The organism is Blastococcus sp. PRF04-17 (genome assembly GCF_023016265.1).
Taxonomy (GTDB): Bacteria; Actinomycetota; Actinomycetes; order Mycobacteriales; family Geodermatophilaceae; genus Blastococcus_B.
The window spans coordinates 1,164,804-1,179,039 of sequence record NZ_CP095412.1 but is presented as its reverse complement, the minus strand read 5'-3'; the positions used below and the strand labels follow the sequence as shown (position 1 = coordinate 1,179,039).

General features: G+C 71.8%; 13 protein-coding genes. 12 read left to right on the top strand and 1 reads right to left on the bottom strand.

Annotated features, from left to right (window positions below; translation table 11 throughout):
* Positions 1-18 precede the first annotated feature (18 nt).
* From MVA48_RS05930 to MVA48_RS05875, 12 genes are all read left to right on the top strand, one after another.
* Positions 19-1,002 carry a carbohydrate ABC transporter permease gene (locus MVA48_RS05930; RefSeq protein WP_246986799.1) on the top strand — a complete coding sequence of 328 codons (984 nt, stop codon included), beginning with the start codon at positions 19-21 and terminating at the stop codon, positions 1,000-1,002.
* Positions 999-1,928, top strand: a complete 930-nt coding sequence (locus MVA48_RS05925) for a carbohydrate ABC transporter permease (RefSeq protein WP_246986797.1) — start codon at positions 999-1,001, stop codon at positions 1,926-1,928. Before MVA48_RS05930 ends, MVA48_RS05925 begins: the two co-directional genes overlap by 4 nt.
* 16 nt (positions 1,929-1,944) lie before the next feature.
* Positions 1,945-3,294: a glycoside hydrolase family 36 protein gene (locus MVA48_RS05920; RefSeq protein ID WP_246986795.1), complete on the top strand. Its 1,350-nt coding sequence runs from the start codon at positions 1,945-1,947 to the stop codon at positions 3,292-3,294.
* Between the two features lie 26 nt (positions 3,295-3,320).
* Positions 3,321-4,577, top strand: a complete 1,257-nt coding sequence (locus tag MVA48_RS05915) for a DUF4032 domain-containing protein (protein WP_246986793.1) — start codon at positions 3,321-3,323, stop codon at positions 4,575-4,577.
* Positions 4,561-5,454 (top strand): glycoside hydrolase family 32 protein, encoded by an 894-nt coding sequence (locus MVA48_RS05910; RefSeq protein WP_246986791.1) that lies wholly within the window; start codon positions 4,561-4,563, stop codon positions 5,452-5,454. The genes MVA48_RS05915 and MVA48_RS05910 overlap by 17 nt, the downstream gene beginning before the upstream one ends.
* Positions 5,451-5,900, top strand: a complete 450-nt coding sequence (locus MVA48_RS05905; protein ID WP_246986789.1) for a hypothetical protein — start codon at positions 5,451-5,453, stop codon at positions 5,898-5,900. Before MVA48_RS05910 ends, MVA48_RS05905 begins: the two co-directional genes overlap by 4 nt.
* 143 nt (positions 5,901-6,043) lie before the next feature.
* Complete coding sequence (gene lspA / locus MVA48_RS05900; protein WP_246986787.1) at positions 6,044-6,568, top strand: signal peptidase II; 525 nt, start codon at positions 6,044-6,046, stop codon at positions 6,566-6,568.
* Between the two features lie 65 nt (positions 6,569-6,633).
* Positions 6,634-7,596 carry an RluA family pseudouridine synthase gene (locus MVA48_RS05895; protein WP_246986785.1) on the top strand — a complete coding sequence of 321 codons (963 nt, stop codon included), beginning with the start codon at positions 6,634-6,636 and terminating at the stop codon, positions 7,594-7,596.
* Between the two features lie 9 nt (positions 7,597-7,605).
* Entirely contained in the window at positions 7,606-8,406 is an 801-nt protein-coding gene (locus tag MVA48_RS05890; protein ID WP_246986783.1) for a CPBP family intramembrane glutamic endopeptidase, read from the top strand.
* Positions 8,406-8,834 carry a GNAT family N-acetyltransferase gene (locus tag MVA48_RS05885; RefSeq protein WP_246986781.1) on the top strand — a complete coding sequence of 143 codons (429 nt, stop codon included), beginning with the start codon at positions 8,406-8,408 and terminating at the stop codon, positions 8,832-8,834. The genes MVA48_RS05890 and MVA48_RS05885 overlap by 1 nt, the downstream gene beginning before the upstream one ends.
* A gap of 207 nt (positions 8,835-9,041) precedes the next feature.
* Positions 9,042-12,614: a DNA polymerase III subunit alpha gene (gene dnaE / locus MVA48_RS05880; RefSeq protein ID WP_246986779.1), complete on the top strand. Its 3,573-nt coding sequence runs from the start codon at positions 9,042-9,044 to the stop codon at positions 12,612-12,614.
* A gap of 55 nt (positions 12,615-12,669) precedes the next feature.
* Entirely contained in the window at positions 12,670-13,344 is a 675-nt protein-coding gene (locus MVA48_RS05875; protein ID WP_246986777.1) for a DUF2567 domain-containing protein, read from the top strand.
* Here the strand turns inward: MVA48_RS05875 and MVA48_RS05870 are convergent.
* Positions 13,337-14,188, bottom strand: a complete 852-nt coding sequence (locus MVA48_RS05870) for an LON peptidase substrate-binding domain-containing protein (protein WP_246986775.1) — start codon at positions 14,186-14,188, stop codon at positions 13,337-13,339. The genes MVA48_RS05875 and MVA48_RS05870 overlap by 8 nt on opposite strands.
* Positions 14,189-14,236: the final 48 nt, after the last annotated feature.

The window sequence follows — 14,236 nt, the reverse complement described above, 5'->3', positions numbered from 1 at the left end:
GCTGACGGGAGCCTCCCCGTGACAATCAAGGTCCTCAACGCCCTGATCGCCGTCGTCGGCGGTGTGGCCGGGGCGGTCGTCCTGTACTACCTGCTCAACAAGCTCGCCGAGTTCCTCCCCGGGCGGTGGGAGGAACGGGTCAAGCCCTACCTCTTCCTGCTGCCTGCCTTCGCGGCCATCGGGCTCACGCTGATCTACCCGACGATCCAGACGTTCGTGTACAGCTTCGCCAACCGGCAGTCCACCGAGTTCGTCGGCTTCCAGAACTACATCGACCTGCTGGGATCCTCCAACTTCCAGAACACGCTGTTCAACACGTTCCTCTGGATCCTGATCGTGCCGGCCGGGGCGATCGCCATCGGCCTGTTGATCGCGACGTTGGCGGACCGGCTCAGTGCGAGAGGCGAGAAGCTCTCCAAGACACTGATCTTCCTGCCGATGGCCATCGGGGCGGTCAGCGCCGGCGCCATCTGGAAGTTCGTCTACGCCTCCAACCCGCCGGGCCGCGCCCAGATCGGCTTGCTCAACGGCATCGTCACCGGCCTCGGCGGAGACCCGGTCAACTGGCTGCAGATCTCCGACTTCCGGTTCAACAGCCTGCTGCTCATGGTCATGCTGCTCTGGTTGCAGGCCGGCTTCGCGATGGTGCTGCTCTCCGCCGCCATCAAGGGCGTGCCGACCGAGACCCTCGAGGCCGCCCGTCTGGACGGCGCGGGGGAGGGTGCGATCTTCTTCCGGATCGTCATCCCGCAGATCCGGACGACGCTCATCACCGTGTTCATCACGGTCCTGATCGGTGTCCTCAAGACCTTCGACATCGTCTACGTGATGACCAACGGCAACTTCAACACCAACATCATCGCCGTCGACTTCTTCAACCAGCTGTTCACCAACAACAACGCCGGCTACGCCGCCGCAATCGTCGTCATGCTGCTGATCATCATGATCCCGGTCCTGATCTTCCAGGTCCGCCAGTTCCGTGCCGAGGAGGCCGCCCGATGAGCGGAACCCAGGCGGTCACCGCCACGCCGGTCCAGGTCCCCAAGCAGCCGGTCTCGGGGGTCACCCGGACCAAGGGCAAGGACGCGACCGGGAAGTCGCCGCTGTGGGTGCGGATAGTCCTGGCGGTCATCTGCATCGTGTGGATCGTCCCGACGCTGGGGCTCGCGCTCACGTCGTTCCGCCCCCAGACCGACGCGACGAACTCCGGCTGGTGGACCCTGTTCACCACACCGGCCAACTTCACGAGGTTGACGCTCGAGAACTACGGGGACCTCTTCACCCGGGCCGACATGGACACGGCCTTCGTCAACACCCTGGCGATCACCGTCCCGGCGACGATCATCCCGATCCTGATCGCCGCCTTCGCCGCGTACGCCTTCACCTTCATGCAGTTCCCGGGCCGTGACCTGCTGCTGATCGTGGTCGTGGGCCTGCTGGTCGTGCCCACTCAGGTGGCGCTCGTGCCGCTGCTGCGGATCTTCGGTGAGCTGGGGATCAACGGCACGTTCCCGGCCATCTGGATCGCGCACATCGGCTTCGGCATGCCGTTGGCCGTGTACATCATCCGTAACTACATGGCCACCCTGCCGCGTGAGGTCATCGAGTCGGCCAAGATCGACGGGGCCACCCACTTCCAGACGTTCTGGAAGCTGATCCTGCCGATGTCGACCCCCGTGCTCGCCTCGTTCGCGATCTTCCAGTTCCTCTGGGTGTGGAACGACCTGCTCAACGCGCTGATCTTCATCGGGCCCAACAACAACGCCCCGCTGTCGATCGCCCTGGTCTCCTTGCTGGGGCAGCAGGGGCAGGGCTGGCAGCTGCTCACTGCTGGTGGCCTGTTCATGATGATCGTGCCGATCATTGTGTTCCTGAGCCTGCAGCGGTACTTCGTCCGTGGGATGACGGCTGGCGCGGTCAAGGGCTGAGGGGGTCGGCGGGTCGATGGCGACCTCGTCCGTCGCGACGGTCGCCGTCGATCCATCCCGCGCGAGGGTCTACGAGCACGGCTGGCAGTCGTGGAGTCCCACGACCGCCTACCGGCTGGACGAGCGGCCGTTCCGACCGGTCAGCGACCTGCGCCGGATCGGCAACTACCGCCCCGAGCGGACGGCGCCGGCCGACGGCTTCTGGGGCGAGGGGCTGCTCGCCGTCGACCCCGGCACCGGGGACGGCGTCCACGTGTTCGGCGCCGCGTCGGCGGGCGGGCCGGTCCCGTCGATCCGGGCGGAGGTGCGTGGCGACTCGGTGCGCGTGAGCGCCGAGGCCGAGGTGACCCACCTCGTCGTCGAGGCCGCCGACCAGCACCCGGACGACCGGATCCAGCGAGCTCTGGCCCGCTGGGCCGACGGCTTCGCGGCGGCCGAGGGCGTGCCGCCGCTGCGCCCGCCGCCGACGGCCTGGTGCTCCTGGTACCACTACTTCGAGCGGGTCACCCAGGACGACGTCGAGGAGAACCTGCGGGCGATCGACGATCTCGACCTGGCCGTCGACGTGGTCCAGATCGACGACGGCTACCAGGCGGAGATCGGGGACTGGCTCCGGCTGTCCGACCGGTTCTCCTCCCTGGGGTCGGTCGTCGACCGCATCCGGAGGGCCGGCCGCCGTGCCGGCATCTGGGTGGCGCCCTTCCTGGCCGCGGAGCGGTCGGTCCTGGTCCGGGAGCACCCCGACTGGCTGGTGGCCGGTGCGAACCCCGGCACCGGCTGGGGCGACCAGCAACTCTTCTCGCTCGACGTGACCCGTCCCGGGGCCGAGGCGTACCTGCGCGAGGTGTTCGGCGCGCTCCGCGACCTGGGCATCGACTACTACAAGGTCGACTTCGTCTACGCGGGAGCCCTCGACGGCACCCGGGCCGACCCCGGGGTGAGCGGCGTCGAGGCGTACCGCCAGGGTCTGCGCATCATCCGCGAGGCCATCGGCCCGGAGGCGTACCTGCTGGGCTGCGGAGCCCCCGTCCTCCCCAGCGTCGGCCTGGTCGACGCCATGCGCGTCGGCCCGGACATCGGCCACCACTACGAGCCGCTGGACGGCGACCTCAGCCAGCCCTCGCAGCGCGCGGCGACCCAGAACAGCCGGTGGCGAGCGTGGCAGCAGGGCCGGTTCTGGGTCAACGACGCCGACTGCCTGGTGGCCGGCCCGCACGTCGAGCGGCGGGAGGAGTGGGCCGAGGTCGTCGGCAGGTACAGCGGGTTACGGTCGAGCAGCGATCGGCTGAGCCGGCTGGACGAGTGGGGACTGCGCACCACGCGCGAGCTCCTGCGTCCGGGGCTCACCGCGCCGTTCGTGGCCTGACCGCCCACCCACCGCCGGGGAGGACCGTGCGCTTCGTCTTCACGCCGCCGGCGGAGACCGCCACCGGCCTGCTCGGCCTGCCCTGGCACCAGCCGCTCGAGGACTGGGACGACGACCGGCTCACCGAGATCCCGCAGCGCGGCATCTCCCGGCACGTCGTCCGGTTCATCTCCGAGGGCGGCGAGGTCTTCGCGCTCAAGGAGATCCCGGAGCGGCCGGCGCGGCGCGAGTACTCGGTGCTGCGGCAGCTGCGGCAGCTGGGCATCCCGGCGGTCGACGTCCTCGGCGTCGTGGTCGACCGCCCGGACGACCTCGACGCGATCCTGGTGACCCGGTTCCTGGACTACTCGTCGTCCTTCCGGGCGCTGTTCGCCAACCCGCGGGGTGCCCACCTCACCGACCGGCTGATGGACGCCCAGGTCGAGCTGCTCGCCCGGCTGCACCTCGCCGGCGTCATGTGGGGCGACTGCTCCCTGTCGAACACGCTGTTCCGGTTCGACGCCGGAGCCCTGGCCGCCTACCTGGTCGACGCGGAGACGGCGGAGATCCACCCCCGGCTCTCCGACGGCCAGCGGGAGTACGACATCCAGACCGCCTACGAGAAGGTGGCCCTCGAGCTGCTGGACCTGCAGGCCGGGAACCTGCTGGCCGAGGACATCGACCCGATCGCGGCCGCCGCCGACCTCGTGGACCGCTACCGACGGCTCTGGGCCGAGCTGACCGACGAGGAGGTCCTGCAGCGCCACGAGCAGCGGTACCGGATCGCCGAGCGCATCCGCCGGCTCAACCAGCTGGGTTTCGACGTCGACGAGGTGGAGCTGGTGGACGACCCCAGCGGCGGCAGCCGCCTCCGCCTCACCACGCGGGTCGCCGAACCGGGGCACCACCGCCGGGTGCTCTTCGCGCGCACGGGCCTCGACGTCCAGGAGAACCAGGCGCGGCGGCTCCTGGCCGACATCGCGTCGTTCCGCGGCTGGCTCGAGCAGGTCGAGCAGCGCCGGGTGCCCGAGACCGTCGCCGCCAGCCGCTGGCTCACCGAGATCTACGAGCCGGTCGTGGCGGCCGTCCCCGACCACCTGCGCACCCGGCTGGACCAGGCCGAGATCTTCCACGAGATCCTCGAGCACCGGTGGTTCCTCTCCGAGGCCGCCGGCGCGGACGTGGGGACGACGGCGGCGGCCGAGGACTACTTCGCCCGGGTGCTGCCCGAGGTGCCCGAGGACCTGGTCACACCCGCTTCCGCCCTCACCGAGCAGGAGGAGCCCCGTGTCCGAGCCGGCTGATCCGCTGCGGCCCCGGTTCCACTTCACCGCGCCCTCCGGCTGGATCAACGACCCCCTCGGGGTCACCTGGCGTCCGGACGAGGCGCGGTACGAGGTCTTCTACCAGTTCAATCCCGAGGCGCCGGTCTGGGCGCCCGAGTGCCGCTGGGGCCAGGCGTCGTCCCCGGACCTGGTCCACTGGGCCGACCCGAGGACGGCTCTCGAGCCGGCCGCCGAGGAGACCGGGTGCTGGTCCGGTGCCGTCGTCGTGGACGAGGACCGGCCGGTGATCGTCTACACCAGCGTCCTGGCCGACGCGCCCGGACAGGGCCGGGTCGCCCTGGCCCACGGCGACGCCGAGTGGTCGCGGTGGACCCCGGACGCGGCCGGCCCCGTGCTCCCGGCACCTGCGCCCGAGATGGGCCTCGCGCACGTCCGCGATCCGTTCGTCTGGCGGGCGGGGGAGGAGTGGCGGATGCTCCTCGGCGCCGGGAGCATCGACGGGCGGCCGTCGGTCCTGCAGTTCACCTCGCCCGATCTGCGCTCGTGGCGTCCGGACGGCGTCCTCGTGACAGGGGACCGGGACGGTCCCGGCGGCACCGTGTGGGAGTGCCCCCAGCTGTTCGCGCTCGACGACGCCTGGGTGCTGATCGTCTCGGTCTGGGACGAGGAGCCACGTGACGTGGCCTGCGCGGTCGGGGACTACGACGGCTCTCGGTTCACCCCGCGTGCCTGGCAGCCGCTGGCCGGCTTCCCCGTGTACGCGACGACGGCCTTCGCCGACGCCGCGGGCCGCCGGTGTGCGCTGTCCTGGCTGCAGGAGGGCGGCCCCGCCGGGGGAACTGGGCCGGCGCGCTCTCCGTGCCATGGCTGCTGGGCAGGGACGGCGACCGCGTGACGGTGGCGCCGCACCCCGACGTGGACACGCTCCGCACCGGAGCGGAGCTGGAGGTGGGCCCGGCGTCCCTGTCGCCGGACCCCGTAGTCGTCGGCCCCCTGTCGCCGCAGGTGGACCTCCAGGTCGCGGTCGAGGGCGGGGTTGTCCTCGACCTGACGGAGGGCGGGGTGCCGCTGCTCGGGGTGGCCGTGGACGCCGACGAGGTCCGGCTGTCGGTGCCGGGCGGGTCGGGGTCCCGGCTCCCGTCGCGACCGGACGGGGACGGCGTCGTTCGGCTCCGGCTGCTCCTCGACGCCGGCGTGGTCGAGCTCTTCACCGGCGGGGCGACGGCCGCCGCCCGGCTGCGGCCGAGCGGCGGCGAGATCTCCCTCGGCATTGCCGGGGACCGCCCCGGCGCCCGGCTGCGCGGGCTCGTGGCGCACGCCATGGAGCGGGTGGTCGGCTGAGCGCGGCTATCGTCGGACCGTGGGGGCGCCTGCTCCCGTCGACCGAGGAGCCCCTCCTGTCCGAGCAGTCCGACCCCGCGTCCAGTTCCGCTGCCGGTTCCGCTGCCGGTTCCGCTGCCGGTTCCGCTGCCGGTTCCGCTGCCGTGGCGGGGCGGCGGCCGCGCACCCGGCTGCTGCTCGGGCTCGCCGCCGTCGTCCTGGTCGCCGACCTGGTGACCAAGGTGCTCGTGGTCGCCGGCATCGAGCGCGGCGAGAACATCCGGCTCCTGGGCGGGGCGCTCTACCTGACCCATCACCGCAACACCGGCGCCGCGTTCTCCTTCGCCGAGGGCTGGACCGTCGTGTTCACCCTCGTCGCGGTCGTGGTCGCCGTGGTCATCGTGCGCACCGCCCGGCGGATGTACTCGACCGGCTGGGCGGTCACCCTGGGGCTGGTGCTCGGCGGCGCCCTGGGCAATCTGATCGACCGCGTGTTCCGCGATCCGGGGTTCCTCCGCGGTGGCGTCGTCGACTTCCTGTCGGTGTTCGGGCCGAACGGCGAGATCTGGCCGATCTTCAACGTCGCCGACTCCGCCATCGTGTGCGGCGGGGTCCTGGGCGTCCTGCTGGCGCTGCGGGGCATCGAGTTCGACGGATCCAGGCCCGGATCGGAGACGGCCACCGGCTGACCGGTCCCGTCCGGGGGCTCGCCGCGGGCGTGCGAGCGGCGAGGAGGGCGAGTTCCTTCTGCACAATGGGACCCGTGACGACCGCTCCGGGCCTGCCCTCGTCGGGGACGACCCGTGCCCTGCCCGTTCCCGACGGGCTCGACGGCCAGCGGGTGGACCAGGCGCTCTCCCGGCTGTTCGGCCTGTCCCGGACGGCCGCCGCGGAGGTGGCCGACGCGGGCGGCGTCGTCGTCGACGGGCGCGTCCGGGGCAAGGGCGACCGGCTCGCCGGGGGCAGCTGGCTGGAGGTGGAGCTGCCTCCGCCACCGGGCGATCCGGTTGCGCCGAAGCCGGTCGAGGGGCTGGCGGTCCTGCACGACGACGACGACCTGGTGGTCGTCGACAAGCCCGTCGGGGTCGCTGCCCATCCGAGCCCGGGCTGGGACGGCCCGACCGTCATCGGCGGGCTCGCCGCCGCCGGCTACCGCATCTCCACCTCCGGCGCGGCAGAGCGGCAGGGCGTGGTGCACCGGCTGGACGCCGCGACGACCGGCGTGATGGTCGTCGCGAAGAGCGAGCGCGCGTACACCGCGCTCAAGGCGGCGTTCAAGGAGCGCACGGTCGCCAAGGGCTACCACGCGCTGGTGCAGGGGCATCCCGACCCGTCGCGGGGGACCATCGACGCGCCGATCGACCGGCACCCGCGACACGACTGGAAGTTCGCCGTCGTCAGCGGTGGTCGGCCCTCGGTGACGCACTACGAGGTGATCGAGGCCTTCCCGGCCGCCAGCCTGGTCGACATCTCGCTGGAGACGGGGCGCACGCACCAGATCCGCGTGCACTTCTCCGCGCTGCGCCACCCCTGCGTGGGCGACACGACCTACGGTGCCGACCCGACGCTGGCCGCCCGGCTCGGCGTCCAGCGGCAGTGGCTGCACGCGGTCCGGCTCGGCTTCCCGCACCCGGCCGACGGTGGCTGGGTCGAGTTCACCAGCGACTACCCGCCCGACCTCGCCGGCGCGCTGGCCGTCCTGCGCGCCGAGTCCTGACCGGTCCTCGTGGGCGAGCTGCCGGCGTCCCTGGCCGACTTCGGCCCCGCGGCACTGGCGGCGGTCGTCGTCGCGGGGTACCTGGTCGTCGGTGAGCCGCTGGTCGGTCACGTGCTGCACCGCCGCTTCGAAGGGCGGCTGCGGACCGACCCGGGGGCGCGCCGGTCGTTCTACCGGCGCCTGCTGGTCCTGGAGTGGGGGCTGGCCCTGCTCGCCCTCGTCGTCTGGCTGTCGGCGCCCGGCGTCGACGCCGGCCAGGTGGGGCTGCGCTGGCCGCAGGAGTGGCCCGGGCCGGGAACGGCCCTGGTGGTGCTGCTCGTCCTGGCCTTCGTCGTCGTCTCCACCCGGGTGCTGCGCTCGGGGGCGTTGCTGGAGGACCGGGAGCCGATGGTGCGGCCGCGTCACCACGCCGCCGCCGCGGGCAGGCACGCGGAGCCGCCCGGCCAGGCCACCCTGGCCCTGCTGCCGCGGACGGCGGGGGAGCGGCGGCTGTTCACGGTCGTCGGCCTCACCGCGGGCGTGTGCGAGGAATGGCTCTACCGCGGGTTCTTCCTGGCGGTGGTCGCGGCGCTCACCGGTGCAGCGCCGGCGGCGGTGCTCGTCCTCGTCGCTGCCGTCGCCTTCGGACTCGCCCACGCCTACCAGGGCGTGGCCGGTGTCGTGACCACGGGCGCGCTCGGGGGCGTCATGGCCGTGCTCTACCTGCAGACCGGCTCGCTGCTGTTGCCGGTCCTGCTGCACGCGGCGATCGACCTGCGCTTCCTCCTGGTGCCCGCCCGCGTGCTGCCTGCCGCACGGGGGGCCGCGTGATGCCGACCGCCACCGTCGCCCGCCCGGAGGAGCGGTCGGAGCTGCACGCCCTGCGCACCCGCGTGTTCGTCGAGGAGCAGGGCGTCCCGCCGGAGGTCGAGCGGGACGAGGCCGACGAGACCGCGGTGCACGTGCTCAGCCGGGACGACGGCGGAGCGGTGGTCGCGACCGGCCGGTTGGTGGTGCGCGGTGCCGTGGCCTCGATCGGCCGGATGGCGGCCGACCCGTCCGTGCGCGGTCGCGGGCACGGCGCCGCCGTCCTGGCCGAGCTGCACCGGCAGGCGGTCCTCCGCGGTGTCACCGAGGTGGAACTGCACGCCCAGCTCCCCGCGCGCCGCTTCTACGAGCGGGCCGGCTACGTCGCCGTCGGGGAGGTCTACGAGGAGGCCGGTATCGCGCACATCACGATGCGTCGGGGGCTGCCCTAGGGACTGGCCGGGTCGGATGTGACGGATCGGTCCGCTGTGTCGCAACACGTTCTGTCAGACCTTCGGAGTACACCGTTCGCAGTGCGAGGATCGGAGCACCGCCGACACCCGTCACCGATCCCGCGCGGCACGACCCGGTCTTCCCCGCCGGTCGCCGGCTGGAGTTCCGTCAGCAGGCACGCACGACCACCGAGGAGCACCACCGCCGTGAGCAGTTCGTCCGACTCCTTCGTGCACCTGCACGTGCACACCGAGTACTCGATGCTCGACGGCGCGGCGAAGCTGCCCGAGGTCACGGCGGCGGCCGCGGAGCAGGGCATGCCCGCCCTGGCGATGACCGACCACGGCAACGTCTTCGGCGCCTACGACTTCTACAAGCAGGCCGGCAAGGCGGGCGTGAAGCCGATCATCGGCATGGAGGGCTACTACACGCCCGGCTCGCGCTTCGACCGCGCCCCCTACGACTTCGGCGACAACCTGATCGACGAGGAGGGCGACGGTGGGTCCAACCGCGGCAAGGCCGCGTACACCCACATGACGCTGCTCGCCCGCACGACCGAGGGCATGCACAACCTCTTCCGCATCTCGTCCCTGGCCAGCCTCGAAGGGCAGTACCGCAAGCCCCGCTTCGACCGCGACCTGCTCGAGCGCTACGGCAAGGGGCTCATCGCCACGACCGGCTGCCCGTCCGGCGAGGTCAACATGTGGCTGCGCGCCGGCAAGGAGGACCGTGCCCGCCAGGCGGCCGGCGACTTCCAGGACATCTTCGGCAAGGAGAACTTCTACGCCGAGCTCATGGACCACGGTCTGTCCATCGAGAAGAAGACCAAGCCGGCGCTCCTGGCCATCGCCAAGGACCTCGGCATCCCCCTGCTGGCCACCAACGACCTGCACTACACGCACAAGGAGGACGCCGAGGCGCACGACGCCCTGCTGTGCATCCAGACCGGCTCGCGGCTGAACGAGACCAACCGCTTCCGCTTCAACGGAGACGGCTACTACCTGAAGAGCGCCGCCGAGATGCGGGCGCTGTTCACCGACCTGCCCGAGGCCTGCGACAACACGCTGCTCGTGGCCGAGCAGTGCGAGGTGTCCTTCACCGAGGGCGCCGACCTGATGCCGCGCTTCCCGCTGCCGCCGGGTGAGGACGAGACCTCCTGGTTCGTGAAGGAGGTCGAGCGCGGGCTGCACAAGCGCTGGCCGAACGGAGTGCCCGACCACGTCCGCAAGCAGGCGGAGTACGAGGTCGGGATCATCTGCCAGATGGGCTTCCCGGGGTACTTCCTCGTGGTCGCCGACTTCATCAACTGGGCCAAGGACAACGGCATCCGCGTGGGCCCGGGCCGCGGCTCGGCCGCCGGGTCGCTGGCCGCCTACGCGATGGGCATCACCGACCTCGACCCCCTCGCGCACGGGCTGATCTTCGAGCGGTTCCTCAACCCCGAGCGCGTCTCCATGCCCGATGTCGACATCGACTTCGACGACCGCCGCCGCGGCGAGGTGATCCAGTACGTCTCGGAGAAGTACGGCGAGGAGCGGGTCAGCCAGATCGTCACCTACGGCACGATCAAGGCGAAGGCCGCGATCAAGGACGCCGCCCGCGTGCTCGACCGGCCCTACTCGGTCGGTGACGAGCTGACCAAGCTCATGCCGCCCTCGGTCATGGGCAAGGACATCCCGCTGTCGGGCATCTTCGACCCGGAGCACCCGCGCTTCCGGGAGGCCGCGGAGTTCCGCGCCCGCTACGAGTCCGACCCGGGCGCCGCCGAGGTCGTCGACCAGGCCCGCAAGCTCGAGGGCCTCAAGCGCCAGTGGGGCGTGCACGCCGCGGGCGTCATCATCGGCCGGCACCCGCTCATCGACAGCATCCCGATCATGCGGCGCGAGTCCGACGGGGCGGTGATCACGCAGTTCGACTACCCGACCTGCGAGACGCTCGGCCTGCTGAAGATGGACTTCCTGGGCCTGCGCAACCTCACGGTCATCGACGACGCGCTGCGCAACATCGTCGCCAACGGCAAGGACGCCATCGATCTCGACGAGATCAGCAAGGACCTCACCGACCAGAACACCTACGACCTGCTGGCCCGCGGTGACACCCTCGGCGTCTTCCAGTTCGACGGCGGCCCGATGCGCTCGCTGCTGCGCCTCATGCGGCCCGACAACTTCGAGGACATCTCCGCGGTCGGCGCGCTCTACCGGCCTGGTCCGATGGGCGCGAACTCGCACACCAACTACGCGCTGCGCAAGAACGGCCAGCAGGAGATCACGCCGATCCACCCCGAGCTCGCCGAGCCGCTCGAGGAGATCCTCGGCCAGACCTACGGCCTGATCGTCTACCAGGAGCAGGTCATGGCGATCGCGCAGAAGGTCGCCGGGTACTCGCTCGGCAAGGCCGACCTGCTGCGCCGCGCGATGGGCAAGAAGAAGAAGTCGGTCCTGGACGCCGAGTTCGTCGGCTTCGAGGCGGGCATGAAGGCCAACGGGTTCTCCGCGGCGGCGGTCAAGACCCTCTGGGACATCCTGGTCCCGTTCGCCGACTACGCGTTCAACAAGGCGCACTCGGCCGCCTACGGCCTGATCTCGTACTGGACGGCCTACCTCAAGGCCAACTACCCGGCCGAGTACATGGCGGCGCTGCTCACCAGCGTCGGCGACGACAAGGACAAGCGGCCGATCTACCTGGCCGAGTGCCGCCGCATGGGCATCAAGGTGCTGCCGCCCGACGTCAACGAGTCGGCCGCGGACTTCACCCCGGTCGGCACCGACATCCGCTTCGGCCTGGCCTCGGTGCGCAACGTGGGGCACAACGTGGTGGAGTCGATCGTCCGCGCTCGCGAGGACAAGGGCGCGTTCAAGGACTTCCCCGACTTCATGCGCAAGATCGACACGGTGGCCTGCAACAAGAAGGTCATCGAGTCGCTGTGCAAGGCCGGTGCGTTCGACTCGATGGGGCATTCGCGGCAGGGCCTGGTCGCCGTCCACGCCCAGGCGGTGGACTCGGCGATGGCGCTCAAGCGCAAGGAGGCCGAGGGCCAGTTCGACCTGTTCGGCAGCTTCGGTGACGGTGGCGGCGGGGGGCTGGGCGAGGACACGAACCCCTTCGGCGGCGCCCTCGAGATCGCGATCCCGAACGCCGACTGGTCCAAGTCGGAGCGGCTGGTGTTCGAGCGCGACATGCTCGGGCTCTACGTCTCCGACCACCCCCTGCACGGCGTGGAGCACGTCCTCGCGGCCAACGCCGACACGCCGATCGCCGAGATCAACGCCGGCGGCGTCGAGGACGGCGCCAACGTCACCATCGCCGGCATCCTCACCGCGGTCGGGCCCCGCACGAACAAGCAGGGCGCGCCGTGGGCCATCGCCACGCTGGAGGACCTCGAGTCGGGCATCGAGGTGCTCTTCTTCCCGAAGACGTGGGCGCAGGTCTCGGACAAGATCGTCCGCGACCAGATCGTCGTCATCAAGGGCCGGATCAGCCGGCGCGACGACCAGCCCTCGCTGTTCGCCTCGGAGGTGAGCATCCCGGAGCTCACCGAGGGTCCGCGGGGGCCGGTGCTCGTCTCGATGCCTGCCGCGCGGTGCACGCCACCAGTGGTGGAGCGACTGCGGGAGGTGCTCGGCAGCCACCCCGGCACGACGGAGGTCCAGCTCAAGCTGGTCAACGGCAGCCGCGAGACGGTGCTCCGCCTGGACCAGGGCCTGCGCGTGCGCCCCAGCACCGCGCTGATGGGCGACATCAAGGCGCTGCTCGGACCGACCAGCGTGGCGCTCCTCTGAACCCCGCCCCCGCCGCCGGCCCACCGCGGCCGGCCCGGTGCGGTTCACTGGTGGGGTGAGCAGCTCCCCGCCGCCGGCGCCGTACCAGGGTCGGCGCGGCCCCGTGACCGCGGCCGCGTACTGGCGTGGGTGGCCCGAGGTCCGCGCCGACCTGCGGCCCTCCCTCGGGCTCGTGCTGGCGCTGGCCCTCGTGGGCGGGCCGGCCGGACTGCTGTGGTGGTCGCTGGCGCCGCGTGCGGACTACCGCATCACCGACACCGGCCCCGAGGTCATCGGCGCGCCGTCGGAGGAGTTGCTGCTGGCCGACGACGTGGTCTTCATGCTCGTGCTGGCGGTCACCGGCCTGCTGCTCGGCGGCGGCGCCTGGTTCCTGCGCACGCGTCGCGGTGTGGCGACCGTCCTCGCCCTGGCCGTCGGCGCCTCGGCCACCGGCGCGGTGGCCTGGCAGGTGGGAGAGATCCTGGGCCGCGGTCCGTCCGAGGCGGACCTCGCGCAGGTCGGCGCGACCGTGACGACGTCGCTCACCCTCGGCTCGCCGGCCGCATTGGCGATAGCGCCGTTCACCGCGCTGCTCGTCTACGTGGCAGCGGCCCTCTACACCCCGCACGACGACCTCGGGCGCACTGCCCCCGTCGCTGCCGCACGGGTTCCGGCCGAGGCGCGAGAGGACGACGACCTGCGGTGGCAGCGGCCGCTGGTCGACGTCCCGCCCCCGGGCGTCCCTAGTTGACCGTCATCGGGGTCGCGAACTGCTGCAGCGGCGCGGGCACCGCCCCGAGCGACTTGAGCAGGGTGAGCTCGCGGCGCAGCAGCCGGGACTCCATCGCCAACCGCCGTCGGGTGGCCGACTCCGCGAGCAGCGCCTGGCGGTCCTCGGTGGTGAGCAGGGCCGTCGAGGCCACGAGATAGGACAGCGCCGTCGGATCTCCGCCGACCGCGTCGAGCAGGACGGTCGTCTCGGCGTCGATGACCGGTTCGGCATCCTCCCCGCCGTCCTCCTCCGACCGGCCGCCGGCGTTGAGCGCGGCCACCTCGGCGACGTAGCGGACGAACGCGCTGCGGACGCCCCGGGAGAGGACTGCCATCGACCCGCGCGCGACCGAGGCGACCACCCGGTCCAGCTGCTCGTCGCAGATCTCCGTCGGCGAGCCGGGTATGCCGGGCACCTGCAGCCCGTCGGTGTTGCCGGCGGCCTCCTCGGCCGCCTCCTCGTCGCCCAGCCACTCGACCTCACCCTGGAGATAGGGCGGGTCCTCGCCGACGACGACGTCGAGCAGCCGGAACCGTTCCCCGCCGACGGTCACGATCCGGAAGCCGCCGTCACCCTGCGGTCGCACCGCCTGCACGCGGGCCGCGCAGCCGACGTCGTAGAGCGCCTCGGTCGGCGCGACCGCCTCGACCTCCCACCCCTGGCGGATCGCGACCACGCCGAAGAACCGCCGGTCGCCGGCCTCGGGGTGGTCCAGCAGGTCGTGCATCAGCCGCCGGTACCGGGGCTCGAAGATCTGCAGGGGCAGGACGACGCCGGGAAACAGCGGCGTGCCGAGCGGGAACAAGGGAATGAGCTCGCCCACCCTGGCAGCGTAGATCCTCGCCGGGCGCTGGCTACGCTGGAGAGCCCG

Coding starts and splice junctions, on each gene's coding strand:
- MVA48_RS05895 (WP_246986785.1), top strand. CDS start 6,634: ATGGGACCCGTGACGACCGCTCCGGGCCTGCCCTCGTCGGGGACGACC.
- MVA48_RS05920 (WP_246986795.1), top strand. CDS start 1,945: ATGGCGACCTCGTCCGTCGCGACGGTCGCCGTCGATCCATCCCGCGCG.
- MVA48_RS05925 (WP_246986797.1), top strand. CDS start 999: ATGAGCGGAACCCAGGCGGTCACCGCCACGCCGGTCCAGGTCCCCAAG.
- MVA48_RS05885 (WP_246986781.1), top strand. CDS start 8,406: ATGCCGACCGCCACCGTCGCCCGCCCGGAGGAGCGGTCGGAGCTGCAC.